Raw genomic sequence first — 25,566 nt, forward strand, 5'->3', positions numbered from 1 at the left:
AACTTTTTGGAATCTCAAGAGCTGAAGTCGTTTTATAAAAAGGAGCCGAATAACTTAGAAATATATTATTGTAGTGCTCTTGGCTATCTAACAAAAAAGTCACTCTGACGTGATCCACGCAATAAGTAGTAAGAAGAGAACGGAGCCAGCCAGCTCGCGAAATGTCCAAAAGTGCCTCGCTATTGATAAACCAGATCCAAGTGGGTTGTTCGTGGTTACGGATGATATTAGATAGCTGAGACTCGTTCTTTTCACTTTCACTTAATGACAGAAGATCGATATAAACGGTTTGAACTCCTATTTCATGATTGATGTGGTTGTACCTATCCCTAATAGCATCTCCGCATTCGTCGGTGAACGCATGGAATCTCATCATTCTCAATTGCCAACTCCAGTGTATAAAACGCTCCAACGAACCAATTGGGAAACTATTAAAATTTAGGGGAAACCGATTTTTAGGTACATTGTGAGTCAACGATATCACCTATCTCTTCTAGCTACAGTCTAGGACATGACAAGAGCATAGATCACTGTAGGCGTATCATCCTCTCTTGACTATCATCAGGTAAAAAACCAACTTATCCAGTTTTTAAGCTTAAAGTGAGTAAATTAACAATAAGCGTTCATGTCATTCGGACTAAATTTCCTGATATTAAGCTTAGAAACTAAAATAGCCGCATTTGCGGCTTTTTTAGCGGCCTCATATGTCTAAAGGTGGGAGATTAAGCTCGCGTTTCCTTTAGCCCGAGACCGTATGTTAGAACTATCATTTTCCATGTGTCAATAAGGTCAATAATTGATACTCCATCTGCACAATCACTAAAATGCCATTGAAAAATTGTCCAATTTTACTCAATATACGAAGATGTATGCATACTTTTGTAAGCAGTATTAAGGACAAAAATGTTGGCCGAATCAAACAAGATTGATGTTCTGATCGTTTGTGCTTTGAAGGACGAGTACGATCAATTACTAAGATTCAGTGATGCCATTGATGCGGGCTGTTGGAACGAAAAAGCTCTTCCAAATGGTAGGCTTGTAGCTGACGCTATTTTCAATACTCAGAATAACCGAACGCTTTCTGTGAGAGCTACATGGTGCTCTTTTATGGGTAGAGAAGAAGCTAGCGCTTTAGTTAATCAAATGATGAGTGAAACATCTTTCAGGTGCTTGGCTATGACAGGTATTTGTGCTGGCCGAAGGGGGAAGGTCGAACTTGGTGACGTCATATTTGCCGATCGCTTATGGTCTTACGATGCAGGTAAAATAATCCGAGAAAATGGCAAAGAAGTCTTTCAAGGAGACATGCTGCAATATCGTCCCCGAAACACTATTGTTCAGCGGATGCAGAATACAATCCCAGATATAAATTCTTGGCCAATTCAAAAACCACTTTTAAGCCTTGAACAGCAAGAACTTTGGGTAATGCAATGTATTTATGACGATATTATCCCTCATGAACAACCGGACTTTGATACGTGTTGTCCAGATTGGCCTGATGTCATTAAGAGACTCCTCAAAAAAGAATTAGCCACAAAATCGCTATCTTTGACTGTTAGCGGTAGAGAGCACGTTGAAGACTACCGACTCATGAACCCCAAGGGAGTGAATAAAACCGAAAGTTTTAGTCTTCATATCGCCCCGATAGCGACGGGAGCGGCAGTCGTTGAGGATTCTACCATCTTTGACAAACTGTCTAGCTCAATGAGAAAAGTAATAGGTATAGACATGGAAGCTAGCGCACTAGGTGCAATCGGAGAAGTAAACGATATCCCAGTGATCATTGCAAAAGCAGTTTGCGATTTTGGCGATGAGTTCAAAGATGACAGATATAGACACTTTGCTTCGCAGGCATCAGCGAGAACGATGATGCAGTTTCTACTAGAAAACGCTGACTTATTTGCACAAGACCAACACATAGTCACTGATGATTACTTCCAAGACGACTTACTTGAATTACTTGCTGAAGAATACCCTGAGATCACCCAAGCAAGAGCACTCTGGAAAAGAGCGGGAGGAAAAAACAACGAACTAGCAAGTAACCCTTACCCCAGAGACATGTGGTTAAATATCTGGAACCGCTCTTTGAATGGTGCATCCGTAACACCAACTTCGCTATTGTTAGAGGTTAAGAAGGACTATCCAGAAAATAAAGTTGTAATCGCAGCGCTCAAAAAACATTCGGATAGTTAAAAACTTTTACTTACAGGATTAAACATGAGCAACATATTAGAAGCATTTTTAGTTCAAGAACTAATAGAAGGTCACGATGAGCGTTACGAAAAAGTGGAGTCCGCTGCAACTTTACTCTCTGACAAATTTAAAGACTCTCCAACTCTTCTTATAAATGCTATCCAAGTTGGAATATCACCTTCTTCATCACTATCTTCGAACGCCATAACCTTGGCAAAAGAATGTCTCGTTGAGCATTGGAAATCTTTTAGTTCTGCATATACAAATGAGCCTATAAATCTGTATCGCGGAATCATTTTAAGAGCTTGCGAGTTAGTATCAGAAGAAAGCCATAATGCAGCGATTATGTGGTTAACAGCTTGCGACACTCTTCCTTTGTTATCGCTAGGTAAAGAGGAAGAGCCAATAAAGAACCTTCTAATCTCTTTCTCTAAGATTGCTGAGACCAAAGCGGTTGCCTCTGAAAATGTAGCATCAATACCAAAAGAGAAACCTATCAGAATTAGTGCTTCTGATGAAGTTGAACTGGTAAGCTATCCCTCAACTGATAAAGTCAAATACTTAAAAAAAGTAGGTAGTGCCTCTGGTCCGAACTTTCAGAATTTTGAGGATACTCCAGAAACATCACCTACTCCACATAACACGGTTTGGCCTAACAGTGGACAAAGCTGGTCTCATCAGCACGCAAAGCTAATGGCTGACTTCCTATCCACAGAACTTGGAAGTATTGTGAGTGCAGTACAAAGAAACGATACGGCATTACAAGAAAGCTTTAATAGAACGTTAACTGCATTCGGGGATTCAATAGAAAAGACTCTAAATCAACAACGTTTGACTATTCAACGTTATCAAAAAGAACAAAATAGGATTTATAACCAAGAAAGAGCCAAAGTGAACACCTTATGGTGGTCAGAGGCTCTATACTCAGATTCGCATAACTGCTCATATCGCTCCATCGAACCTGAACTTGCAAGTGTAGTAATGCCTTTTGACCTTCTAAAACAAGTGACTATACCAACCGTAGCTAGTGTACCTTTCGCGCTCTCAGAAACAGTCAACAAGCTACCAGAGGCGAGTTTTGTCAGAGATTATAATTTCTACGAACTTCTAACCGCAGTTAGACAAAAAAGAGACTTCTTCAATCAAAATTTGATTAGCGACTTTGCTGTTTTGACATCAAATGAAAAGCTGAGCATTTGTGAGCTTGTGTTAACAGCTCTAAGTAATGAGCAGGTTGATTTACAGAAGCTTTTGGTTAACTCCCTAGTCCCTGCTGATTGGAAGAGCAGTTTGCCCCATATATCCAGAGCCCTATTCCGTCAACTGCAAGCATATGAGTTAGCTAAAGGAGCTAAATAATGGGAAGTTGCTCCAACCCGCATTGCTTTGTGGCTGATGGCGAGCAATGCGCTCTAGGTGAAATGTCTGAAGCCAACTGTAAATGCTGGACAGAACAAAAAAACATTGAGAATGAAACACTCTCAAATGACACAGTTAAAAATTCGGCACGTGTACCTTGGTCTTCTGCCTCATTTGGTAGCACAGATTTAGTACGTTTGTATCAACAAGGCCCATCCATTCTTGTCGGTTTAATCGGTGCGGAAAATTCTGGTAAAACCACATTTTTGGCTTCTATTTACTTACTACTCATATCTGGGAGTAGACTATCCAAGTTCAGCTTTTGTGGCTCAGAAACATTAGGCGCGTGGGAAGCAATTGCTGCCTACTGTAGATTCAACAATACAGACCTTCCTTCATTCCCTCCTCATACGCCAAGGGGCGTTGAAAGAACGCCAGGAGTCTTACATTTTACACTTCGAGATGAAAACAATATTACAAAAAACATACTGCTAACAGACTCTCCTGGCGAGTGGTTTAATCAATGGTCTATTACTCCTGATTCAATTGAAGCGCAAGGTGCAAAGTGGACTGCACAGCATAGTGATGCGTTCTTAATCTTTGCTGACTGTGAAAAATTATCTGGTACAGAGCGAGGTGTAGCTCGTAAAGAGTTAAGAATGATAATACAACGCCTTGCAGAAACAGTCTGTCGACGTCCCGTACTATTAGTATGGGCAAAAAGTGATAAATCACCTAGCGAGAACATTAGACAGGCGATTCAAACAACTCTAAACGAAAGCATACCTCATGCGTTAGAAGTCGAAGTAAGTGTGGATGATCCGAGTAGCATGATCACTGCTACAGGACATATGTTAGATCATGCTTGGAGCCCTGAAAAAGCGAAACCAATTTCAGAACCAGTAGTTAAAAACGATGCTTTTCTTGCTTATCGAGGTCACTATGAGCTCTCCTAATTTTCTAATTTTTGGCGGTCCGAATAGCGGCAAAACACATTATGCAGGTCAATTGGTCGGAAGACTCAAGCACAAGCCAAATGATTTCAAAATAAGGATTGGGGATGGAGCCTCATCAGATATAGCCGCTTTAACACAAGTACTGACCAAATTAGAAGAAGGCAACTCAGCCGACCACACTCCAATAGATCAGTACTCCAAAATATACTTACCTTTAGTCAGTAAGGCAGGTCAACACATAGACTTAAATTGGCCTGATTATGGCGGAGAACAAATATCAGAGATATTTAAGCAAAGAGAGGTACCAATAGATTGGCAAAATCGGATTGAAAGCTCTGATGGGTGGATATTGTTTATCCGGCTTTCATCTGAAACAACCTATCCGGACGCACTTAAAAAGTTAACTTCGGTACAATCCAAAAATAATGCACAAAAAGAAAAAAGACCTGATATATGGGATGCGAATGCTCACTATATTGAGTTAATTCAAATACTATGTCATGTGGGTGGCATTCACTTAAATTCGAACCCAAATAAACCGCCACTAGTGATCGCATTGTCTTGTTACGACGAGATTAATGTAGAAGATAAAACACCTGATGAGGTTTTCTGCGAAAAGCTCCCTCTTTTTAGTAAATTTATTAACAATGTGTGGCCCCAAAATAAGATCAGTATCTGGGGGGTTTCTGCACTAGGAAAATCTTTATCGGCTGAAAGCAATGATGAGGATTTTATTGACTGTGGGCCTGAAAACAATGGCTGGGTTATAGCTCCAAAGCAGCATTGCAAAGATAGTGACCTAGCCGCTCCACTATCTTGGATTTTGGATAGAATATGATTAACTTCCCGATAGAAGCTTTGTATGGATTTGTAAAGCATGGACATGGGTTGATATCGTGTGAGGGCGAACTGCATCCGCCTTCGGTTCTTTCTGGACTAACTGACAAGCCTAGTGGTCATGTTAACCCAGTGAATAAGTGGTGGCCAGCTATAAACTGCGGTCCTATTGATAACGAGTGGTGGGCTATTTGGAGTATAGAGCCAGATCAAGAGGCCCCTCGCGGGGGTATGGTGAAGACAAAGGTCTTGTTATGGCCACTCAGTGAAATAGGTGACCTTCATGATATCTCACCATTTGTTTCACAGTTAATAGGGACAAAAACTACAAGTAACACTCCGGACTCAGCACTAACAAACATTCTTAATGAGTTAAGTTCAGCTCATGAAGCAATTGTAGTGAATGAGCAGTTTTTGATACCTGATTTCATTTCAAGGTTGTGGCCAAAACTGTGGCAGAAAGCAAAGCAAGAGTTTTCTGTTCGAACGGCTTTTTTACCTCCGCAATCAATATTAACATCTACACACCCAACGATATACGTGACTCCCAATGAGCTCTCTAATCAATGGAAGAAAGATGGTTTAAAAATTGTTAATACGAGGATAACTAGAGATCGTACAAGAGTGGATAACTATCTACTCGATGGTGAAAAAGACTCATTCCTTAGTGATATAATTCAAAAATTGGATAATTTGCCTGGTTCACTGAAAATGTTATCCGGGTTGTCTCGGCTTGCTAACAATCTAGAAAAATACAGAAGCAATAGGTCATTTGACAACGCACTTTCCACATTAAGAACCGCAATTGCATACGCTCAAAAAGAAAATCAACTTATTGAAATAAAAGAAGAGTTACTAAGGACACTAAAAAAAGAATTACCAAATACGAGTAATTATCTCCATCCTTTATCATTGAGCAATATAAATGAAGAAAGTTTGCCTATAGAGCTATTGCCAAAACAGGAGTTAACGGGTTGGATTAAATCAAACATCCTAAACATAGATGTTGATAGTGTTGAGTCATTTTTATCCAGAACTTCTGGTAATTTTCAATCATGGTGGAAAAAATGTGTATTAGAAGCAATAGCCATTATATTGAATCAAGATAGAGTTAACAAACAAATTATATATTGGCTTAAGATAAACACACTAAACGATACAATTAAGACCTTAGGAATAAATGGGTCAACACTAGGAGAGAAAGTGTTTGACGCAGTTAATAATAATAAATTCACTAAAGATGAGTATATCCATTCACAAAATTGGGCTGAAAGATATAAATGCTCAAAGCTTCACGCATGGGCAATTTTAAATTCGGACCATAATTGCGACATATTCAAAGCTCACTACGAAGCAATAAGTAATGATGACTCCGGAATTATTTACTTAATCGAAAATATAGATGCAAGAATGCTTGGCGACGCGATATGTGATGAACGCTTAAAAAAATTCTCTAATGAAATAGCTAAAAGAGCACTGAAAACCCCAGATCTTCTAAACTTCATCGATCTTTCAAAGAGTCCGTGCTTAGAAATATGGAGTTTACAACTTGAGCAAGGAGGAACTTTCTATCCTCCTAAAATTAGCACTAGCGAATTTAATAAAACCATAAGCAACTTAATTAACGAAATAAAATCTAACATTGTTTTTGATATTGTAATCAACACAATCATAGATCACTATTTAACCTATGATAACAGAAGCAAAATATGGGAAAAACTGAGCTTAGATAGAAGAGAAAAACTAGCTAGAAAACTATCATCTCATATACTTAGTGGTAGAGACTATAGATTCGAAGTTATGATCCACGAAAAAGAAATAATAAGTGCTCTCGATGAAGAATTTAACAGCGCAAAAGTCATAGATGGAAATATACTGATAAATTATCTTTCAAAAAACATTATTTTCAATGAAAGTAATATCAGCTCTTGGATCCAGAAAGTGAATAGCAATGACTGGATAGAATGTGCGACTTCCCTTGGAGTAATTGTTAAGAAGAACTCATGGAGCAGTGTTGCGAATAATATTTTTGACTTGAGTTGTGGTTTTTTTGCAACAACACCAAAGCTAAAACCCGCTATCCAAGAATGTAGCGATTTATTACACTATTTCAATCAGGTTACTTATCGTTTTCTAAATGGAGCACCTTCGTCTGAAGATAGAAACGCAGTTATCGGACGATTTGCTGATGAATGTTCGGAAATTGCACACAATAAATTAGAGTACTACTGGAAAAAAGCTGGCGGAAATCTAAAAACTCTCAGCTTAACTAATAGCCCATCCCAGAATTGGTTGGATGCAGCACAAAAAGCTGAGTCAGGAATGCTTGCAGGTGGCCTTCTTACGCTTGTCGAAGTAGTACTATCCGAGTTTCCCAATAACCCAAAGTTAAACCATATCAAGATTATTCTCTCTAAGTGACTATAATGAAAGCAAAAGATTACGCTTTAAAACAAGCAAACCACTTTGAGCGCAAAGCTATTCATAATAAGAGAGAGTCACTCTTGTGCTTCAGGATTATCATGCTTTGCACACTAACAGCTCCCGTTCTAGTTGGTCTAGGGGAAGGGTTTTGGCTCGGAAAAGTTTCTCCTTCCGTTCTTTCGGCACTAGCGGCTTTTTCAACTGCTTGGGTTCAACTCCGGAAACCAAATGAGTTATGGTCTCTTTACAGACATACCCAAAGAAAAATCGAGACGCAAATCACCCATTTTGATTTTCGTGTAGGTGACTATAAAGGTTTAAATGATTTGGAGTGTGACCAGCTTTTAGCTTTCAATATCAGTCAAATCAATATAGAAACCAGCCAAACATGGACAGGAAAAGTTCCTGATGTAACATCTTTAAAATCGAATATAACCACCTGATTTTTAAACAAAAGCAAATAGAGCAGATGACACATGATAATTGCATTGTTAAATCAATCATTGTAATCGCGTCGAACAACCAAAAAAACTTGACAAGTCAAAACTATTGAAATGAAACTTGTCCATGGTTTGCAAATGGTGGACAACAGAAAAGGTTAGTAATTATGAAAAGTCAAGATATTTTATTGGTAATTAAACTTATCTGTCTAAGTGACTTGAATGTTGATGAAATAGTTGCTGAAAGAGCTAATTCTAATCTTACTGGTTGGCTTGATGAAAGTGAATTAGACGCGGAACTTAATCGCATTGATGCCATGTTCAAGTCTTCAGATTGTTACGATCGCTTGTTCACTCTTCGGGGTCTGTCAGAAGAGTTGGGAATTAGTAAGAGTGAGATCAGCAAGAGTTTAAAGCGATGCATCGATGTAAAACTGGCTAAAATCAATCGATTAACTGGTAGACCGGAAGCAAACAGAAGAGCATTTGACGAATTTATCACTTACGGTTTTAAATACGTTTTTCCTGTAAAACCTGCTCAGGTAACACGAGGTATACCGACTACTTTCTCTGCGCCTGTACTACAAAATAAACTCCTATCCGCAGGTGACTTAAAGATGGTTTGGCCAGACCCCAGAGGAAAAGATATGGGACAAGCTATTGAACCACTATACAAATCTGTGCCATTTGCCGTAAGAAGAGATAGTGAGCTATACGCATATTTAGCTCTTTTAGATGCAATTCGTATAGGAAATGCAAGAGAAAGTAATTTAGCCATTAAGATGTTAAAAGAGAAGCTATTTCAATGAATCAATCCACCTTTGATAAACTCAAAAACATGATAATCCAAGTAGCCGAAGCTCTTGGAACAGATATTCTAAGTCAAACGGCTTTTGTTGGCGGAGCAACTACAGGGCTTCTTCTTACAGATGAGCTAGCACAAGAATCGGTACGATCAACGGATGATGTCGATTTAATCGTTAGTGCACTTGGTTATGTTCAAAATGCAGAATTTGAGCAGAAATTACGTGAACGTGGCTTCATCGAGAAACCTGAGGACAATGTAATTTGTCGTAAATGGCTTGATGATATTCAAGTTGATTTTATGCCAACGGATGAAACCCTTGGATTCACGAATCGTTGGTATGCAGCTGCATTAGAACATGCCCAAGATTACGAATTGAAACCAGGCTTGGTGATACGCTTGCTTACTCCAGCCTATTTCCTAGCAACGAAGCTTGAAGCCTTCAAGGGGCGAGGTGCTGACTTTTTATGGGAAAGTAGAGATTTGGAAGACATCGTGAGCTTAATTGACGGTCGAGACACTCTTATTGAAGACATTCGAACTGCAAATAAGGAAATGCTCTCTTATATTTCTACTGAACTCGATTCCCTGCATAACCATACCGATTTTGATTACCTTCTACAAAGTGCAACAAATGGAGATGAAGGTCGTATGGAATATTTGCATGAGCAAATTGATGGCATAGTGAGGCTAGGAAGTGAACAGTAAATCAATAGCCCTGACGTTCCAAGGAACTGAACGCACTGTGAACCAAGATTTTACCACTTATTGTGAAAGCGATGATGGTAAGGAGTTTTGGATAATTGCCGATGGCTCAACTAATGCAAAAGATAGTGGTGATTTTGTTACTGCATTTTGTTCCCAATTGCGCGAACAATGGCTAGCAGCACAATCCCCCGTAACAGAATATGAAATTCAATCGCTCATAAAAGACGTCCATAGCCAGATCCAGCGTCATTTTATTTGTTCCAAAGGCAGTTTTTTGTTGCTAATCATTGAAGACAATATACAACACTGCTTTTATCTCGGTGACTGCCGGGTTGGCTCTATAGAGGGTAATGACATAAGGTGGCAAACCTATCCGCATAGTTTGACCTACAGGAATGTAGGTAATGATGAAAAGAAACTATCCACAGATCCCGACCGTCATACATTATTCAATGTTCTAAAAGGGGTCCGTTTCAGCAAACCAGCCTATAACGCTCTCCAACTTGATCTAAACAAACCATTGATTCTTGCTTCAGATGGATTTTGGAGCTGCTACCCAGCACAGCTTCCACAGCTTTTAACCAAGGAGGTTTTGAGCGAATACCTTCAAACCTTGGAATTCACGGACGATTGTACAGTACTCATTCGAATGGCAAACCAATAAGGTGATTGACAATAGAGATCAAGCTATTTCAATTAAAGCGATTCAAACCAATATTATCCTAATTAGATCCTAGTACACTACAATGATGTACTACTTGATAAAGGGCTCTCAAGTTCTGTCAAATATTCTGGAAAATATTTCTATCAGGGTTCAGAATTTAGGGAAAACTGTTGAGAATCACTGTTTTTCTGGGAAAGGCTCACATGCCTTTTCCTCTGTACCTTTCCAGATTTATTTCAGAAATAGCCTGTGACAGTAGATTCAAACGATGCGTTAATTGCGCGCTAATCGCATTGCTGATTTCAGCGAATCATTCGAAAAGGTCACCTTAGGGTGACCTTTTTTGTTTGCCCATGCTTAACTCGCATTCTCCAATAACGTGCGAATAAACTCGGCTTTGATAGCACTCTCCTGCTTACCGTCATGAATCAGACACAAGTCTGCACGCAGTGACTCTTTCAGCTTGATAAAACGAATTCCATGCCAATGATGCTGAGAAAACGTCGACGGCACCAACGTCACGGTGTTGCTGTTTGCTACATACGCCATCAAGGTGCTTGGCTCCACCACTTGTTTGCCAATATGGGGTGAAAAGCCTTCTTGCAGACAGGCATTGATGATGAAGTTTGCCGAGGCAGAATTCGCCAAACTCATAAACGCAAACTCACACGTCTTTAAATCTTGGAGCCGCAGCAAAGATTTGCTGGCTAACTCATGTTGCTCCGACACCGCCACCACAAACACATCTTTGCCCAAAGACACCGACTGATACGGATAAATGTTGAGTGCATCGGCAAAACGTACAATACCCACGTCAATTTTCTTCTCACTCAGATGCTTCTTTTGCGTCTCTGGGTTGAGGTCAAAAATGTCGGCATGATAACTGTCATGCTCAGCATGGAAGCGCTGTAACAGACGATCAAATCCGCCCCAAAATGCGCTACTTACCACACCAACTCGCAAGATGTTTCTCTGGTTCAAACCCACTTGCTGCACTTGATTGAGCGAGACATCTAAGGTCTGAAAAATCAGTTGGCATTTGGACTCCAACAATCGCCCGGCCTCCGTCAGCATGACGTTTCTTGAATCACGCTCAAACAGTTTGACGTTAAGCACTTCTTCCAACTCTTTGATGCGATTGCTCAACGGCGAATTGGTGATATTGAGGTTCTCGGCCGCCTTAGTGAAATGCTTGGTTTGTGCGACCTCGTAAAAGTAACGCAGCATCTTCAGCGTCACGCGCTCAAATGGTTCTGACTTCATGCATTGAGTCCTAGCGAATTTCATCATCCTCTTTTTAAGGATGATAGTAGCGAATAAAGCAAAGATAACTAGCGCAGAAAGTCACACAATGGAATCAACACACAACCAGAAGGTGACTAACATGAATCACGATCCAGTAATCGGCGCACTACAAACCATTCGCGAACGCAAACCAAACTTCCAACCTAAAGCGGCGTTTATTTTAGGCTCTGGCTTAGGCGTATTGGCAGACGAACTACAAGACAAAGTGGTCATTCCATACGAAGAGCTCGAAGGCTTTCCGGTTAGCACCGTGCAAGGTCATTCTGGTGAGTTGGTACTTGGTACCATGGGCGGCGTAGACGTAGTGTGCATGAAAGGTCGCGGTCACTACTACGAACACGGCTCAATGAAGGTCATGACAACACCCGTACGCACCTTTAAAAAGCTGGGTTGTGAGTTTCTGCTCGTCACCAACGCGGCAGGTTCACTTCGCCCTGAGCGTATTGATGTCGGTTCTCTGGTGGTATTTCATGATCACATCAATACCATGCCTGAGTCGCCAATGATCGGTCCGAATGATGAAGAGTACGGCCCGAGGTTCTTCAGCCTCGCCAATGCGTACGACAAAGACCTGCGTGCAGAAGCGTTTGAAGTCGGCAAAGCCAATGGCATTCACCTGAATGAAGGTGTGTTTGTCTCTTACACAGGCCCCAACTTTGAGACTGCAGCCGAAATCCGCATGATGCAAATCATCGGTGGTGACGTAGTGGGCATGTCGGTCGTGCCAGAGGTGATTTCTGCGGCGCATTGCGGCTTACCCGTATTGGCAGTGTGTGCGATCACCAACATGGCAGAAGGCTTGGGAGATGTAGAATTGTCTCACGCCCAAACATTGAAGTGCGCGAAGCTAGCCGAAGCAGATTTCATTCGCTTTATTAAGCGCTTTATGAAGCATCACTTCTAAAGCCGTTTCATTCCAAAAAGCAAAAGGGTCATCAAGTAACTTGATGACCCTTTTTCGTATCACGTTTTCTAACGTTCTGGGGTATTTCGGAGCCGTTTGTGCGTTTTACTTAACTGCGCGAACCAATTCAGCAATACCTTCCCAATCGCCGTTGTCCATCATTGCAGTTGGCACCATCCACGTACCGCCACAAGCTACAACCGATTTCAGCGCTAGGTAATCTTCCACGTTGGATGGGCTTACGCCACCTGTTGGCATGAATTCCACTGGGTAAACCGCCGTGAGTGCTTTCAGCATGCTTACGCCGCCTGATGGCTCAGCAGGGAAGAACTTCAACGTACGCAGACCCATTTCCATCGCTTGCTCAACCAAGCTTGGGTTGTTTACACCTGGTACGATAGTCACGCCACGTTGCTGACAGTATTTCACTGTGGTTGGGTTGAAACCTGGGCTAACGATAAAGTCCACGCCCGCTTCGATTGCGATATCCACTTGTTCTGTGGTCAGAACGGTGCCCGCGCCAATCAACAGTTCTGGGTACGCTTCACGCATGATGCGAATCGACTCCGCCGCCGCTTCGGTGCGGAATGTCACTTCCGCACATGGTAAACCGTTTTCTACCAACACTTTTGCCAGTGGCAGAGCGTGTGCTACGTCGTTGATTGCGATAACTGGGACGATTTTGATTTCTCTTAATCGTTGTTCAAGTGTTGTCATGGGGAACCTCTAAAGAATAAAGCTTAATGTTGCGACGATAATAAACGCGATACCGCCAAGTAACGTTTCCATTACCGTCCAAGTTTTTAATGTGGTTTTCTCATCCATCTCAAGCAGACGAGAGACCAACCAGAAACCAGAGTCATTGAAGTGAGACAGTACCGTTGCACCACCCGCAATCGCGATTACGATAAAGCAAAGGTCTAGTTCACTCAAACCTGTTGATGCTGCCACAACTGGCGCGATAAGAGCCGCCGTCGTGGTTAGCGCTACGGTTGCCGAGCCTTGAGCAACACGCAGACAGGTTGAAATCACAAACGCCGCCACAATCACAGGCATACCTGTGTCTGTAAGAACGTCAGCCAGTGCATCACCAATACCGCTTGAACGCAGTACGCCGCCAAACATGCCACCTGCACCCGTTACTAGGATAACACCACAGATAGGAGCCAATGACTCACCACACAATTTTTCTAGTTTTGCCATGCCGTAGTCTTTGGCAAACACAGCCAGACAGACAATCAAAGTAATCAGCAACGCGACTGGAGTTTTACCTAGCATACGTAGGAACTCAACCAGTGCCGTTTTGCCATCAATCAAACCTGCAACCGCCAGTGTGTTCAATACCGTATCCAAACAGATTAGCAGGACTGGCAGCACAAGGATGGTCATAACCGTGCCAAATTTTGGTGCGTTGCGCTCATCCACCATCGCTTCGCCATTAAAGAAGGCTTTAGATAGTGGGATATCGAATTTTTTGCCCGCGTACAAACCAAATAGGTAAGCGCCAAGGTACCAAGTTGGAATAGCAACCAAAATACCCACCACCAATAGCAGACCGATGTTTGCGCCAAGGAATTCTGCCGCTGCAACCGGACCTGGGTGTGGTGGAACAAACGCGTGCATAACCGCAAAAGCACCGGCAGCAGGCAACGCGTATTTAATTGGTGAGCCACCAAAACGAGCCGCAACACTTAGGATGATTGGCATCATCACTACAAGGCCAGCATCGAAGAAGATTGGGAAACCAAACAGTAATGAAGCGACGCCCAAAGCAAATGGTGCGCGCTCTTTACCAAAGCGACCAATCAAAGTGTCTGCCAGCACTTTCGCACCGCCAGTCACTTCAAGAATTTTACCGATCATCGCACCAAGACCAACCAGCAATGCCACGGAAGCGAGTGTGCCGCCGAAGCCGCCCATCATAGTCGATACGACTTTCTCAGAAGGAACGCCAGTGGCGATTGCTGTACCTAAACTCACCATAGTAAGGGAAGCAAAAGCATGGACTTTCAGTTTAATGATCAGAACGAGTAACGCTGCAATGGCAAGGCCTGCAATCGTCAGTAGGAACGTAGGATCTGGGGCTTGGGTTAATTGCTCCATAGGTTCACCTTTAAGAATTATTGTTTGTGTTATGGTTCACATTTATTTCAGTTACCGGTAACATGTTACCGATAACATGAATAAGATAAACCCATATTTTAAAGTGAATTCAAAAATTGAGATCACGCGCAAATTTGGTTATGAGGATAAGTTATGGCTGGTAGTAGTGTCATCGTTATGGGCGTTTGTGCTAGTGGTAAAAGCACAATTGGTGAGCATCTAGCGAAAAAGCTAGGGCGTAAATTCATTGATGGTGATGATCTTCATCCACGAGCGAACATTCAGAAAATGGCATCGGGCCAGCCTCTGAACGATGATGATCGCAAGCCATGGCTAGAACGCATTCGTGATGCGGCGTACAGCCTAGAAAGCAAGAACGAGCACGGCATTATTGTCTGTTCAGCACTGAAAAAGATTTACCGCGATCAGATCCGCGAAGGCAACGACAATGTGACCTTCCTGTTCCTTGATGGCGATATGGAGTTGATCCTTAATCGCATGCGTATGCGCAAAGGCCACTTCATGAAAGAAAACATGGTGAAGAGCCAATTCGAGACGCTAGAGCGCCCAGACAACGAGCCTCAAACTCTGATCGTCAGTATCGACGGAGACATCAGCGACGTGGTGGAACGCTCTGCCGCTGAGCTAATCAAAATGCAAGCGATCGAGGTGGCGTAATGACTCACTCTGTTGTTCTTGAGGTCACACAACGTTTGACCGAGCGCAGCCGTGAAGCGCGCGCTGCGTTTCTTGCTCGCACCGAAGTGCAAGCCGAAGCTGGCAAAGGCCGTGTTGGTTTATCTTGTGGTAACTTAGCCCATGCAGTCGCCGCTTCTTGCTCTTCTGAAAAGAAAAATATTCTCGATTTTACTCATGCCAATGTCGCGCTGATCAGCGCTTACAACGACATGTTGAGCGCCCACCAGCCGTACCAAGACTACCCAGAACAAATCAAAAAAGTGCTGGCGGACTACGGCCATACAGCGCAAGTCGCAGGTTGTGTGCCAGCGATGTGCGATGGGGTGACTCAAGGTCAAGCAGGCATGGATATGTCGCTGTTTTCGCGTGACTTAATTGCGCAATCAACGGCGTTGTCTTTGAGCCACAATGTCTTTGATGCCACATTACTGCTTGGCATCTGTGACAAAATTGCCCCGGGGCAACTGATGGGCGCACTGTCTTACGCGCACCTACCGACTGCGTTTGTACCAGCGGGTCTGATGGCAACGGGCATCAGCAACGAAGAGAAAGTCGACGTGCGCCAAAAATACGCAGCGGGTGAAGTCGGCAAAGACGCCCTGCTGGATATGGAGTGTCGCGCTTACCACTCTGCGGGGACGTGTACGTTTTACGGCACAGCCAACACCAACCAGTTGGTGTTCGAAGCCATGGGCTTGATGCTGCCAGGTTCGGCATTCATCCATCCCCATACCCAACTGCGTAAAGCGTTAACCGATCACGCGGCTCTGAAAATCGCCTCAATGACGGCGGGTTCTGCACACTTCCGTCCGTTGGCAGAAGTGGTCACAGAAAAGAGCTTGGTCAACGGCATCATCGCTCTACTTGCATCTGGCGGCAGCACCAATCACACCATTCATATGATCGCCGTGGCGCGTGCTGCTGGCATCTTGCTCACGTGGCAAGACATCAGCGATCTGTCGGATGTGGTTCCTTTGTTAGCTCGTGTTTACCCGAACGGCCCAGCCGATATGAACGCGTTCCAAGACGCGGGTGGCGTGCCTGCGTTATTGCACCGCTTGAACCAATCCGAGCTTTTGCATCGCGATGTGAAACCCGTGTTTGGTGAATTTGAAGACCAAATGACGCTGCCGAGCCTTGTCGATGGACAACTGACTTGGACACCGTGCCAAGGCAGCCAAGACGGTGACGTGATCGCCAAACCAGACGCCACGTTCCAAAACACTGGCGGCACTCGCGTGCTGACTGGCAACTTGGGCAAAGCCGTGGTGAAAGTGTCTGCGGTGAAAGAAGAGCAACGCGTGATTGTTGCACCAGCGATCGTATTCCAATGCCAACACGAAGTGGAAGCCGCGTACAAACGTGGTGAGCTGAACAAAGATTGCATCGTTGTGGTCACACACAACGGCCCAGCGGCAAACGGCATGCCTGAACTGCACAAGCTGATGCCAATTTTAGGTAACGTGCAAAAAGCGGGCTTTAAAGTGGCGCTGGTTACTGACGGTCGTTTATCTGGCGCGTCAGGTAAAATTCCGTCTGCGATTCATGTTTCTCCAGAAGCCATTCGTGGCGGCGCGATTGGTTTGGTGCGCAACGGCGATTTGATTCGCCTGGATTGCCAAACGGGCGAACTGAACAACTTAAGCGACACCACTGGTCGCGAGTTGATTCATTTCGATACCGAATCCACCCAACAAACATGGGGACGAGGCTTGTTTAGCGTGATCCGCCAAAACGTCTCTAGCGCAGAAGAAGGCGCAAGCTTCATTGTGTAAGCCAGAAAAACAAAAAGAGCGGAGTTTGATACTCTGCTCTTTGTATTTGTCTTTGTTGTTTTTGTTTGGCTTGATTAAGCGGTTTTCATCACCACGACCGCAGCAATCACCACAAAGATACCAAACCAGCCGATTGGCTTGAGTTTCTGCTTAAACAGCAAGGCACCACCCACTGCGGTACCCAAGATACCGATCGCGCCCCAAGAAGCATAAGCAATGGCTAAGTCGATCTCTTTCACCGCTTGCGCCAATAACGTGAATGCAGCCAGCACCAACACAATCGCTGTAATGCCCCAGCCTTTGTATTTAAAGCCGTGAGAACGTGTGAGCGCCATGTTAGCCACAATGTCGACCAAGGCAGCCATCACGACAAATCCAAATGACATCGTAAAAAATTGACTCATGATTCACACCTTACACTTGTAGAAAATGAACGTTCTTTTGCCAGTTTATCGGCGTTTTTCTTGGTGTTAGATTGACCGTGTGACTCACCTAAAGTCACACAAACGATGCCGATGACAGCTAACATCAAACCAAGCAGCTCTTGGGTATTTAAGTCAGAATCAAACAACACGATCGAAACGACCGTGATCAATGAGATACCCAATCCTTCCCAAACAGCGTATGCCACGCCGATAGAAATCTTTTTCGCAGCAATCGAGAGGAAGTAGTACGACACCGCAATCAATACGTACATCACGATGTAGCCCAACCATCCATGACCTTGTCCGATAAAAGACATGGTGCTGGTGCCTGCTACTTCGGCAACGATGGCGAGCAATAAAAATAGACGTGCAACTAGCATGATGAATCCTCCATCAGAAATTAAAAAACTGCATAACGGAGAATGGTGAATGTCACGCATCTGTATCGACATTCAAAAAGTTAAAAAGATAAAAATGAGCCACTTCTCCTGACTATTTGAGATAAGGTTAGCGCTGAGCTGGAAAAAGAGACAGGTAATTGAGATATTCATTTTTGAATATCTATAGGATCGAGTTGTCTATGTAATCACACATTTTTTCGTGGTTATCTTATGCAGAGAATCTCGGTGACGCGAGACAATAATCAGTCGTCACTGTGCGAAAATTAATGGCGTCTTCAGAGTTTGGCGAACCACTTTATGTAAGTGTCGGTGCAAAGGATGGTTGCGATTGGTTTGTAAGAAACCGCCAGAGACGACAAACTGGCTAAACTCACGGTTGACCAAAGGCATCGCGTAAGAGTCCAGCTCCGGCATCAATACTGCTGAGCTTTGGCTGGCATACATAATCGCGTCGGTTTCTTGCAACATTTGGCACGCCACACGCAAATTATAGGATTTAAGTAACACCACAGGCTCATAGCCCATACGACGATATTCGGACTCCACGGTACAAAGTGGTTTATACGAGGCGGGCGCAGGCAGAGACACCAGAGGCAGTTTGGAGACCGTGTCCCAATCATTGCTGACTTTCGACAAAGTCGGGTGGTTTTTACGTGCCAAAATCACCCGTTTTTCAACAAACAACGGACGCATATAAATGTCTTTCGACAGCTCGGTCTCTTGGTCGAGAATGCAGTAATCGTGCTCGCCCTCTAACATTTCATCGTGCGAGTAACTGTTCCAACTGGAAAAGGCAAAGTGCGCTTTGGGAAAGGCTCGATGGCAACCAGTTAGCAATCGCTGCCCTTGCTCATCCATCAAATAAGGGTCAGTCACAATCGCGATCTGCCCTTGGTATTGCAGTGGGTCGAACACTTCAAACTCTTGCACCACTTTTTCCAGTGGTGCAATCATGTTGTCGAACTCGGCGGCGAGGCGTATCGCCATCGGTGACGGCTCAACCCCATGCGCTTTACGCACAAACAGCGGGTCATCAAACACTTGTTTGAGCTTCATCACGCCGCGACTGGCGCTCGGTTGAGAAATGCCCAGCTGCATCGCGGCCAGCTTGATGCTGCGGTTTTCCACCACTGCCTTTAATAAACGCATTAAGTTGAGATCCAATGCATCCAGCTGATGTGCCATACCCTAACCTGCCAATACCATTGATGAGCGAATACAGAGAGCGGTTAACTGCGAGTTAAACACTCTCTCCTGAGGTAATTTGATACCCCATATCAACCACTTTTTCTTCTTGCGCTTCACCTTTCAGACGCCCGATCAAAAGCTCTGCGCTCTTTTCACCGATTTTGAAACGCGGCGTATCGACACTAGTCAGTTTCGGGCTGATGGTTTGACCGATATCCAGCGCGTTATAGCCCACAACCGCCAGCTGCTGCGGAACTTGAATGCCACGTTGTTGCGCGCTCAGCATGGTCCCTATCGCGATGTCGTCGTTGGTACAGAATACGCCATCAAGCGTTGGGTGAGTTTCTAGCGCGCGTTCAAGCAAATCATGCGCTAAAGAGAAGCTAGAGTGATCACCCGTTAATACGTGCTTAGGTTCTAGCCCTGCTTCCGTCATCGCGCGATCATAACCTTGCATACGCAGCTTGGTTCGCGTATCCAAACGCGCCCCAAAATAAACGATTGTACGCTTACCTGAATCTAGCATCTGCTTAACCGCCGTGTACGAGGCATCTTCATGATCTAGCCCAACCGCCATATCAATCGGCTCTGGTGGCAGCTCCATGGTTTCCACCACAGGGATCCCTGCATTTTTTATCATTTGCAATGTACGCGGCGTGTGATGGCTTTCAGTTAAAATAAGTCCATCGACCTGATAAGAGAGTAATGACGCGATCTTGCGTTCTTCTTCAAGCTCATCGTAGCTAAAATGCGCTAAAAGCGTCTCATAGCCATTGGCTTTGGTCACCATCTCGATGCCCTGAACAAAGGAAGCAAAAATTTGGTTGGACAATGAGGGCAGTAAAATACCAATGGCTTTACTGGACGACTTTGACAACATAGCGGGGGCGCGGTTTTCGATGTATCCCATCTCTTCAATCGCAGTCGCAATCTTGGCCCGAGTCTTTTCTGCCACCGATTCAGGGTTACGCATATAACGTGAAACCGTCATCTTCGTGACACCAACTTGGTCTGCGACATCCTGCAATGTCGTGCGAGTTTTCTTATTCTGTTGAGCCATAAATATGTGATTTATCAGTAATGTTACAAGTAACATTATGACGAATAGACTCTCTGCCGACAAGCTCAGTGAAAATAATTCGCAAAATCATGATGTTATTATTCTATTAGCCACCAAATTGCGTTTCATACATTGTGAGTCAAAGCCGAATAAATAAATGACATTTATATCAAAGTTCTTATAAAATGCCGTACCTAAAAGAATAAGACATTAGGCACAGTGCAGTTAGGCTCTAGCGAAACCCAGATTTACTATCACTTGCTTGATCTGGACGACTCCCAAAAGCAGCAATACCTCCAAGCATTGCAACAAAGTCAACCTGAGCTGTATCAACAACTCGTTCCTCTTTTAGCCCACGAGACACCTGAAGAACAACTAACGCAGTTACTTTACTTTGGTGCTCACCAGGCTACGAACCGAGACGTCGATCTAAGCGGAGAAGTCATCAGTAAGTATCGCCTAACTCATGAGTTGGGTCGCGGTGGCATGGGTGTCGTTTACGCCGCCCTACGTGCAGATGAAACGTTCGAACAAGATCTGGCCATCAAGTTTATTCAAAGCAATTTGAGTAATGTGCTGGGACAACGTGCACTCTTCGATGAGGCACAACTGCTCGCGCGCCTAAACCATCCGTACATAGCGAAAGTGTTTGATGGCGGCCTTCATCAAGATTCAGTTTACATCGTGATGGAGCGGGTATTTGGTCAAACCTTAGATGAATACCTGTCAGAAAATAAGCTGGAAAAGACGGAAAAACTGCTGCTGTTTAAGCAGATTTGTCAGGCGATGGAGCACGCCCACCAGCATCATGTTTTGCATGCCGATCTAAAACCAGAAAATATACTGATCGATCGTAGCAAACGACCCAAACTGCTCGACTTCAACTTAACTCAAAAAGCGCACTCCACCCGAGAGGGCTCACCCTCGGCACTGATTGCGTTTAGCCAAAATTTTGCCAGCCCTGAGCAGCAGGCAGGACAAGTACTGACAGAGCAAAGCGATGTTTATTCATTGGGCAAAATCCTCGCTTTGATGTTTCCGTCACCAGCGGTTTGGTCTGATGTGTATTGGGTGATAAGACGGGCGACGCGTCCAGCCACCCAAGTGCGATACCCAGATGTGCGAGCGCTACGCATTGATATCGAGCGAATTATCGAATGTCGCCCTATCGAGCAGAAAAAACACTGGCCTTTGTATAGCGCCTTTCGCTTGGTGCAACGGCGCCCTCTTGCTTCTGCATTGTCAGGCATCATCGTGCTATCAGGTGTGCTATTTGGCAGCGCCATGATGCAAAAGAATATCCAACTGCAACAAGAGAAGAAGATTGCAGAAGATATGATGTACGAAATGACTCGCCTTATCTTCCACGCGAAGGGGCAGAATGTCGAACACCTCTCAGTGAGCTCCATGATGGAGTTAACACGAAGGCGGATACTCTCTAATCCAGATATCCCCAAACACATAAAACAAAAAATGTTGTTGGCGATGATGACACCGGTGCCAAAGAAGCACCTAACTACTCCAATGAGTTGTCAGCCAAATTGTGCGTCTGAGGACAGCACCAACCAATAAGGCTTAAAACAAGATGTATACACGTTCAGTGGTATTTTGGCTGTCTGCACTGACGGCTACCTCCACGTTAGCAGCAGACACTTCTGCTACTACTTCACACCCGCCCACTTCAACCTTGAGGCAAGGCTACTTTATCGATGCGCCAGTGACTGGCTTGTATTACAAAACCAGTTCCAATATCACTGGCGTTACCCAACAAGGGGCATTTCACTACCAACCTGGTGATGTGATTAGCTTCTTCCTTGGCAACGATGATAAAGGTTATCTGCTGACAACCTTATCGAGCCAAGAAGTGCTTACACCGACGATGGCAACAACCAAACCCAGTCGTAGCATCAATATGACGCGCCTGCTGCTCTCTCTCGACAGCACGCCTGAGAATCGTAAGGAAATTGTCTTAGCCAACCGCGTGTTGTCTGATGCTCGCTTTCAAAACCAGCTCAAGGGCCTTGACCTCAATTATCTGGATGACGCCAAACGTCACCTCAATCTCGACTGGGTATCTGTCGATGAGGCAATCGAGCACCTAAACGAAAGCCAGCAGTACATTGAAAAAAACTTTGCCTCAGATGAGATCATCTTTGAACCTCGCGGCATGACGTTCAAAAACATCGTGATCAAAAAGAAAGATTGGCAAGGCCGAGCTTGTGCTTACGACTTACGTTATCAACATCATCCTAAATATCGCCCTCCGTTTGGTGAAACTCGATTCACCATCACCAAAGATTCATTGATTGAGCATCCAAGCATTGGCGATCATTTTCAAGGTTGCTTCCTCTCGATGAAGCGCCCTATCACGGAAGACATTGTCGAGCCGATAAGCAAATTTGCGGATTGGTTTAATATCGTCGGTTGCTCAATCACTGGGTGCACCCGCAACGACTTGAATGGTTTCTCTCTCGAAGACTTTGATGATGAAGGCGACTGGAAATACCGCTCCGTTGCACTCAACTTTGATCCAAGTACTGAGCTACTGATGGAAAAAGTACAAGGCCTTGGGCGTAAAAAAAACATCCACCACCACAATCGTACAGAAATGCTGTGGTTTACCTACCCCAACACGAACGAACACGACATCGACTACCTCGGGGTATGGCAGCAGACCCAATACCACCAGCAGTCCATGACACAATCGTGCCTATTGATGCGCCACCAACAAGTCATGCGACTGCCGCACAATGCAGACACCTGTCCAACCGACGCAAGCCTATACACCCAAGATGTCACCCAAGAGTATGCGGACATGTGGTGGGTCAACAATGACGAACCCAAAGCCGAGCTTGCGCAAATGAATGTCATGGTACGTTGGTCAACGACCCCTGCCGAAATCAATTACACCACTTGGGAATATCTGCCCGCTGGCGCAACTTGGGAACAAGGCATTTTATATCGCTATCAACAAGATGTTCTCCGCAACCGAGACGGCTCTGATCGCATTGAAACCCACACCATTTCTGAATTTGTCAAAGTGAGCGAGGATGTATAACCATGGCAACAGCAGTAGCACTGACACAAATCATTCAACAATGGCAATCTGGTGATAAACAAGCTGAGAGTGAGCTCTACCAATTTGCGTATTTGCAGTTACGTAAGATCGCCCAACACGAGCGTGAACGAAACGCGGAAAAGTACGGCACCGACAACAAGGTATTGGCCGATAGCGTCAACAGCACCACGGCATTAATTCATGATGCTTACCTGAAGATGTCCAACTGCGACATGAGTGAAATTGAAACAAAACGTGATTTCTTTTTGATGGCCGCCAAAGTGATGCGTCAAATCTTGATCGATAACGCACGCTCACACCAAGCGCAAAAGCGCCAACACATTACGTTGATGAGAGATGAAGAAGATCGCTTCGAACAATTGATCATCATGGATAAAGCTCTGGATAACTTTAGTAGCCGTTACCCACGCCAATCAAGTGCACTCAAACTCAAGTATTTAATGGGAATGAAAAACCAAGAAATCAGTGAACTACTTGAGTGCAGCGCGAGCTTAATAGAGAAAGACCTAAAATTCTCTCGCAGTTGGTTGCAATCACGAATGGCGCACGCGTAATGATAAGCAAAAAGTTTTGGATAATCGGCGCCATCTGCGTTGGTTTGCTCGGCGTATATTGCATGTCAGACGAATCCAGCTTAGCATCCGCGGCGAACTCATCAGACAGTACTAGCCAATCAACCACGCGAACACATCGTCAATATGAGCGCACATCTTTAGTTGAAGTAAAGCAAGCGTTGACAGGTTCTGCGTTGGAGAACGCCCACAAAAAAGACGGTGATGACGCCTTCAACTCTGCCATTTTAGGACAACCAGGGCCAATTACGAACCCATTTCATACTACAGAAGACGGCTCTTTTTACGACTCGTCATTGGGTTATGAAGACAGCCGTTCAAAAGAGGACCCATCAGAGAATAATAAACCCATCATCAACCTCACGGTGGAACAACAGCTACAAACCATTATTTATGCTTGGGAGCTCAACCAAAACTCTCCGATTAGCTATTCGCTCAATCTTAACCAACTGTTTGAAGACCCGGATGGCGATCTCCTCACCACTCGGATTTGGCTCGAAAACGCCAATGGATTAAGGGTGCTAAACCAAGGACAAATGATGGTACTAGGTGCACCAGAGAACATTAAAACCACCACATACCTGGCGGTAGCGGCGCGTGATGATTACCACGGCGACAGCGACCATGCGTGGGTCACAACACGTTTTGAGTTGCCTGTTGTCACTCCAGGTCACAATGACACGGAACACCCGCTAATTGGCGACATTGTCTATCGCTTGGAGACGACGCAAAATCTTGGCGATACCGCGTACGCGTATGAAGTGGTGTATTGCGAAGCGTTTCAGTTTGAGGATGACGAGGTACTTTATGCCGCCTCAAGCAACAAACACCAGTGTCCTGAAGAGGGAGACTTAAAAAAGGTGGGTGAGTACAAAATCAGTGATGACTCGTTGATTGTTTATGTCCACGGCGTACGCCAAATTTGGACCACCAAAAAGGTATACGCATCTCAGGTTCATAAAGAGACTCAGAACTATTTCACCACCGTATTTGATGGCAAACAATTCGAAAGCTACACCATGCAAAAAAACAAGCAATCGATGGAAAAACGCATCAATGTCCACACTGGTGAGTACGAATATCAAGGAACGTTGTTTGACTACCTCTTTCCCATTTCAGGAGGGGGTTACATAAACGGGACTGCTAGCAACTACATATTTGATAGAAGTGTTCAGGGTAACGAACCAGTGCACAAGCTGGACTCTGATCTCAATATGAAATCAAACCAACATGACCTATTTTGTCATGATTATTTATTTTACTGGTACAGCTCTATCGTAGCGGGGCGAGGAGAGTTTGCCGATATTATCTCTAGCTCAATGGATTTTGACGGCATAACTCCAATACATTGTGCTGAATGGCCAGATGATTACTGGCAACGAACATTTATGTTTTACAATCTTGAATACACAGATTACGACATATTCATTCCAGGCGAAGTCTACAGTTATGTGCTTAAACCTCATCCTCAATTTGCTGATCGCGTTGAGGAATTTAAGATCAACATGATTTATCACGCCCCTGTCCTTAGCGATACCCAATAAACCTTTCTTTACAGGTGGTTATTTTGACAAAACAATCATCCCCAAAATAAAACTGGAACCGTGATCAAATTATCAATTTTCCATCATAGACAAAAAATAGAAATAAATTTTACGGGTTTTGTGCG

23 protein-coding genes are annotated in these 25,566 nt (G+C 44.2%); 16 read left to right on the top strand and 7 right to left on the bottom strand.

The window, feature by feature from the left end:
* Positions 1–903: 903 nt before the first annotated feature.
* The 9 genes from L3V27_RS14865 (at position 904) to L3V27_RS14905 (ending at position 10,386) form a co-directional block, all read left to right on the top strand.
* Positions 904–2,193: a hypothetical protein gene (locus L3V27_RS14865; RefSeq protein ID WP_047110443.1), complete on the top strand. Its 1,290-nt coding sequence runs from the start codon at positions 904–906 to the stop codon at positions 2,191–2,193.
* 24 nt (positions 2,194–2,217) lie between these two features.
* A complete protein-coding gene (locus L3V27_RS14870) occupies positions 2,218–3,552 on the top strand; it encodes a GTPase-associated system all-helical protein GASH (RefSeq protein WP_047110444.1) in 1,335 nt (444 codons plus the stop codon).
* Between the two features lie 62 nt (positions 3,553–3,614).
* Positions 3,615–4,508 carry a hypothetical protein gene (locus L3V27_RS14875; RefSeq protein ID WP_139123459.1) on the top strand — a complete coding sequence of 298 codons (894 nt, stop codon included), beginning with the start codon at positions 3,615–3,617 and terminating at the stop codon, positions 4,506–4,508.
* Entirely contained in the window at positions 4,495–5,346 is an 852-nt protein-coding gene (locus L3V27_RS14880) for a hypothetical protein (RefSeq protein WP_047110446.1), read from the top strand. The genes L3V27_RS14875 and L3V27_RS14880 overlap by 14 nt, the downstream gene beginning before the upstream one ends.
* Entirely contained in the window at positions 5,343–7,766 is a 2,424-nt protein-coding gene (locus L3V27_RS14885; protein ID WP_237312173.1) for a hypothetical protein, read from the top strand. Before L3V27_RS14880 ends, L3V27_RS14885 begins: the two co-directional genes overlap by 4 nt.
* 5 nt (positions 7,767–7,771) lie before the next feature.
* The gene (locus tag L3V27_RS14890) at positions 7,772–8,212 is read left to right on the top strand and encodes a DUF4231 domain-containing protein (RefSeq protein ID WP_237312174.1); all 441 of its coding nucleotides are present in this window, start codon (positions 7,772–7,774) and stop codon (positions 8,210–8,212) included.
* A gap of 164 nt (positions 8,213–8,376) precedes the next feature.
* Complete coding sequence (locus L3V27_RS14895; protein ID WP_047110449.1) at positions 8,377–9,018, top strand: hypothetical protein; 642 nt, start codon at positions 8,377–8,379, stop codon at positions 9,016–9,018.
* On the top strand, positions 9,015–9,722 hold the full coding sequence (locus tag L3V27_RS14900; RefSeq protein ID WP_047110450.1) for a hypothetical protein: 708 nt from the start codon (positions 9,015–9,017) through the stop codon (positions 9,720–9,722). Before L3V27_RS14895 ends, L3V27_RS14900 begins: the two co-directional genes overlap by 4 nt.
* Positions 9,723–9,759: 37 nt before the next feature.
* Positions 9,760–10,386, top strand: coding sequence for a hypothetical protein (locus L3V27_RS14905; RefSeq protein WP_161796387.1), 627 nt, complete (start codon positions 9,760–9,762; stop codon positions 10,384–10,386).
* 357 nt (positions 10,387–10,743) lie between these two features.
* Here the strand turns inward: L3V27_RS14905 and L3V27_RS14910 are convergent, their stop codons facing one another.
* Positions 10,744–11,649: a LysR family transcriptional regulator gene (locus L3V27_RS14910; RefSeq protein WP_025509523.1), complete on the bottom strand. Its 906-nt coding sequence runs from the start codon at positions 11,647–11,649 to the stop codon at positions 10,744–10,746.
* Positions 11,650–11,770: 121 nt separating this feature from the next.
* On the opposite strand from L3V27_RS14910, the gene xapA reads away from it, so the two are divergent.
* Positions 11,771–12,595 (top strand): xanthosine phosphorylase, encoded by an 825-nt coding sequence (xapA, locus tag L3V27_RS14915; RefSeq protein WP_005379149.1) that lies wholly within the window; start codon positions 11,771–11,773, stop codon positions 12,593–12,595.
* Positions 12,596–12,700: 105 nt separating this feature from the next.
* Here the strand turns inward: xapA and L3V27_RS14920 are convergent, their stop codons facing one another.
* Together L3V27_RS14920 and L3V27_RS14925 are read right to left on the bottom strand one after the other, a co-directional pair.
* A complete protein-coding gene (locus L3V27_RS14920; RefSeq protein WP_005379148.1) occupies positions 12,701–13,312 on the bottom strand; it encodes a bifunctional 4-hydroxy-2-oxoglutarate aldolase/2-dehydro-3-deoxy-phosphogluconate aldolase in 612 nt (203 codons plus the stop codon).
* A 9-nt stretch (positions 13,313–13,321) separates the two neighbouring features.
* On the bottom strand, positions 13,322–14,698 hold the full coding sequence (locus tag L3V27_RS14925) for a GntP family permease (protein WP_005478622.1): 1,377 nt from the start codon (positions 14,696–14,698) through the stop codon (positions 13,322–13,324).
* A gap of 153 nt (positions 14,699–14,851) precedes the next feature.
* Here L3V27_RS14925 and L3V27_RS14930 point away from each other — a divergent pair, with 153 nt between their 5' ends.
* Positions 14,852–15,376 (top strand): gluconokinase, encoded by a 525-nt coding sequence (locus tag L3V27_RS14930; protein WP_005467756.1) that lies wholly within the window; start codon positions 14,852–14,854, stop codon positions 15,374–15,376.
* A complete protein-coding gene (gene edd, locus L3V27_RS14935; RefSeq protein WP_237312176.1) occupies positions 15,376–17,172 on the top strand; it encodes a phosphogluconate dehydratase in 1,797 nt (598 codons plus the stop codon). Before L3V27_RS14930 ends, edd begins: the two co-directional genes overlap by 1 nt.
* Positions 17,173–17,246: 74 nt before the next feature.
* Here the strand turns inward: edd and L3V27_RS14940 are convergent, their stop codons facing one another.
* The 4 genes from L3V27_RS14940 to L3V27_RS14955 all read right to left on the bottom strand — a co-directional run bounded on the left by L3V27_RS14940 (position 17,247) and on the right by L3V27_RS14955 (position 20,246).
* The gene (locus tag L3V27_RS14940; protein ID WP_053807555.1) at positions 17,247–17,576 is read right to left on the bottom strand and encodes an SMR family transporter; all 330 of its coding nucleotides are present in this window, start codon (positions 17,574–17,576) and stop codon (positions 17,247–17,249) included.
* Positions 17,573–17,977 carry an SMR family transporter gene (locus L3V27_RS14945; RefSeq protein ID WP_012841241.1) on the bottom strand — a complete coding sequence of 135 codons (405 nt, stop codon included), beginning with the start codon at positions 17,975–17,977 and terminating at the stop codon, positions 17,573–17,575. Before L3V27_RS14945 ends, L3V27_RS14940 begins: the two co-directional genes overlap by 4 nt.
* Positions 17,978–18,247: 270 nt before the next feature.
* Positions 18,248–19,183 carry a LysR family transcriptional regulator gene (locus L3V27_RS14950; protein ID WP_048624586.1) on the bottom strand — a complete coding sequence of 312 codons (936 nt, stop codon included), beginning with the start codon at positions 19,181–19,183 and terminating at the stop codon, positions 18,248–18,250.
* A 55-nt stretch (positions 19,184–19,238) separates the two neighbouring features.
* Positions 19,239–20,246 (bottom strand): LacI family DNA-binding transcriptional regulator, encoded by a 1,008-nt coding sequence (locus L3V27_RS14955; RefSeq protein ID WP_237312178.1) that lies wholly within the window; start codon positions 20,244–20,246, stop codon positions 19,239–19,241.
* 219 nt (positions 20,247–20,465) lie between these two features.
* Here L3V27_RS14955 and L3V27_RS14960 point away from each other — a divergent pair, with 219 nt between their 5' ends.
* Genes L3V27_RS14960 through L3V27_RS14975 form a run of 4 tightly spaced genes read left to right on the top strand, consistent with a single transcriptional unit; the run spans position 20,466 to position 25,441 of the window.
* Entirely contained in the window at positions 20,466–21,818 is a 1,353-nt protein-coding gene (locus tag L3V27_RS14960; RefSeq protein ID WP_237312180.1) for a serine/threonine-protein kinase, read from the top strand.
* 13 nt (positions 21,819–21,831) lie between these two features.
* A complete protein-coding gene (locus tag L3V27_RS14965; RefSeq protein ID WP_237312181.1) occupies positions 21,832–23,304 on the top strand; it encodes a chromosome partitioning protein ParA in 1,473 nt (490 codons plus the stop codon).
* A 2-nt stretch (positions 23,305–23,306) separates the two neighbouring features.
* A complete protein-coding gene (locus tag L3V27_RS14970; protein WP_005394366.1) occupies positions 23,307–23,879 on the top strand; it encodes a sigma-70 family RNA polymerase sigma factor in 573 nt (190 codons plus the stop codon).
* A gap of 2 nt (positions 23,880–23,881) precedes the next feature.
* Entirely contained in the window at positions 23,882–25,441 is a 1,560-nt protein-coding gene (locus tag L3V27_RS14975; RefSeq protein ID WP_237312193.1) for a hypothetical protein, read from the top strand.
* Positions 25,442–25,566 lie beyond the last annotated feature (125 nt).

Origin of the sequence: Vibrio sp. J2-3(2022), assembly GCF_021725735.1 — a bacterium.
Classification (GTDB): domain Bacteria; phylum Pseudomonadota; class Gammaproteobacteria; order Enterobacterales; family Vibrionaceae; genus Vibrio; species Vibrio diabolicus.

Coding starts and splice junctions, on each gene's coding strand:
- L3V27_RS14870 (WP_047110444.1), top strand. CDS start 2,218: ATGAGCAACATATTAGAAGCATTTTTAGTTCAAGAACTAATAGAAGGT.
- L3V27_RS14920 (WP_005379148.1), bottom strand. CDS start 13,312: ATGACAACACTTGAACAACGATTAAGAGAAATCAAAATCGTCCCAGTT.
- L3V27_RS14880 (WP_047110446.1), top strand. CDS start 4,495: ATGAGCTCTCCTAATTTTCTAATTTTTGGCGGTCCGAATAGCGGCAAA.
- L3V27_RS14930 (WP_005467756.1), top strand. CDS start 14,852: ATGGCTGGTAGTAGTGTCATCGTTATGGGCGTTTGTGCTAGTGGTAAA.
- L3V27_RS14865 (WP_047110443.1), top strand. CDS start 904: ATGTTGGCCGAATCAAACAAGATTGATGTTCTGATCGTTTGTGCTTTG.
- L3V27_RS14910 (WP_025509523.1), bottom strand. CDS start 11,649: ATGAAGTCAGAACCATTTGAGCGCGTGACGCTGAAGATGCTGCGTTAC.
- L3V27_RS14940 (WP_053807555.1), bottom strand. CDS start 17,576: ATGAGTCAATTTTTTACGATGTCATTTGGATTTGTCGTGATGGCTGCC.
- L3V27_RS14900 (WP_047110450.1), top strand. CDS start 9,015: ATGAATCAATCCACCTTTGATAAACTCAAAAACATGATAATCCAAGTA.
- L3V27_RS14955 (WP_237312178.1), bottom strand. CDS start 20,246: ATGGCTCAACAGAATAAGAAAACTCGCACGACATTGCAGGATGTCGCA.
- edd (WP_237312176.1), top strand. CDS start 15,376: ATGACTCACTCTGTTGTTCTTGAGGTCACACAACGTTTGACCGAGCGC.
- L3V27_RS14890 (WP_237312174.1), top strand. CDS start 7,772: ATGAAAGCAAAAGATTACGCTTTAAAACAAGCAAACCACTTTGAGCGC.
- xapA (WP_005379149.1), top strand. CDS start 11,771: ATGAATCACGATCCAGTAATCGGCGCACTACAAACCATTCGCGAACGC.
- L3V27_RS14945 (WP_012841241.1), bottom strand. CDS start 17,977: ATGCTAGTTGCACGTCTATTTTTATTGCTCGCCATCGTTGCCGAAGTA.
- L3V27_RS14970 (WP_005394366.1), top strand. CDS start 23,307: ATGGCAACAGCAGTAGCACTGACACAAATCATTCAACAATGGCAATCT.
- L3V27_RS14885 (WP_237312173.1), top strand. CDS start 5,343: ATGATTAACTTCCCGATAGAAGCTTTGTATGGATTTGTAAAGCATGGA.
- L3V27_RS14965 (WP_237312181.1), top strand. CDS start 21,832: ATGTATACACGTTCAGTGGTATTTTGGCTGTCTGCACTGACGGCTACC.
- L3V27_RS14925 (WP_005478622.1), bottom strand. CDS start 14,698: ATGGAGCAATTAACCCAAGCCCCAGATCCTACGTTCCTACTGACGATT.
- L3V27_RS14875 (WP_139123459.1), top strand. CDS start 3,615: ATGTCTGAAGCCAACTGTAAATGCTGGACAGAACAAAAAAACATTGAG.
- L3V27_RS14950 (WP_048624586.1), bottom strand. CDS start 19,183: ATGGCACATCAGCTGGATGCATTGGATCTCAACTTAATGCGTTTATTA.
- L3V27_RS14895 (WP_047110449.1), top strand. CDS start 8,377: ATGAAAAGTCAAGATATTTTATTGGTAATTAAACTTATCTGTCTAAGT.